Below are 882 nucleotides of genomic sequence, written 5' to 3'. Positions count from 1 at the left end.
ACGGCCCAGCCTTCATCGACGTTAAGTACACCAAGCACATGGCTTACTCAACTGAACTGAACACCCTGGACGACCCAGAATTCGTGAAGTACTACCACGCAGAAGCTCTGCACCCATTCTCATACTTTGCTGAAAAGTTTGGTCTGGAAATCGACGCAGCTTCAGGTGCATCCGGCCACTCAGAAGACAAGGCTGACGCTTTGAAGGTTCAAGCAACTTCAAGTGCTTCAGCTCCGGAAAACGCGCCAGACACTACTTCAGGCGCTTCACACTAAGCCGGCAAACTGAAAAATCAAACGCAAAAAAGCAGATCACCCCGAAAAGGGCGGTCTGCTTTTTTGGCTTTGCGGCTGATTTTGAGACTTTCCTAGGAAAAAATTAACTCTTTCTTAGCTACTGTTTACGGGCAATCTGTTATGATCAAAAAGGCAGCAAATGATCCAAATGAGATGATGCTGAAAAGTCCTTAGGCAACAAAAAAGGAGCTGATCAAATCAGCTCCTAAACTCCCATGCTGGACGTCCCAGCTATTCATTCATGCCCACTAAAGGAGTCGAACCTTCACTCTGTTGCCAGAACAGCGACCTGAACGCTGCGCGTCTGCCAATTCCGCCAAGTGGGCATCCTGTGCCTCAGCACATATTTAATAATATCAAAAATTTGGTAAAATGGAAGTGCTAATTTAATTTTTTTCGTAATTTTTTTGAAAAGAGGATCGATTTTGTTAAAGAAGATCAAAAAAATGCTGCTGAGTCTGGCAGCCAGTGGATTATTGCTGACCGGCGCAGCCGCTTGGCAGGCAAAGCCGGTAGCCGCTGCAACGGCCAACTACCAGAAGCAGGACTTGAATCTGGACGTCAAGGCGGCCATTGCCATTGATGC

At 46.8% G+C, this 882-nt stretch carries 1 tRNA gene and 1 pseudogene; one reads left to right on the top strand and one right to left on the bottom strand.

Features of this window, described 5'->3' with window-relative positions:
* Positions 1 to 275 (top strand): annotated as a pseudogene (locus lacNas_RS05330) (pyruvate oxidase); the annotation flags it as partial.
* 263 nt (positions 276 to 538) lie between these two features.
* Here lacNas_RS05330 and lacNas_RS05325 read toward each other — a convergent pair.
* Positions 539 to 622, bottom strand: a tRNA-Leu gene (locus lacNas_RS05325).
* Between the last annotated feature and the right edge of the window lie 260 nt (positions 623 to 882).

The organism is Lactobacillus nasalidis (genome assembly GCF_016587775.1).
GTDB lineage: Bacteria > Bacillota > Bacilli > Lactobacillales > Lactobacillaceae > Lactobacillus > Lactobacillus nasalidis.
Note: the sequence above shows the minus strand (reverse complement) of the source record. Positions and strands in the feature narration are given on the sequence as shown.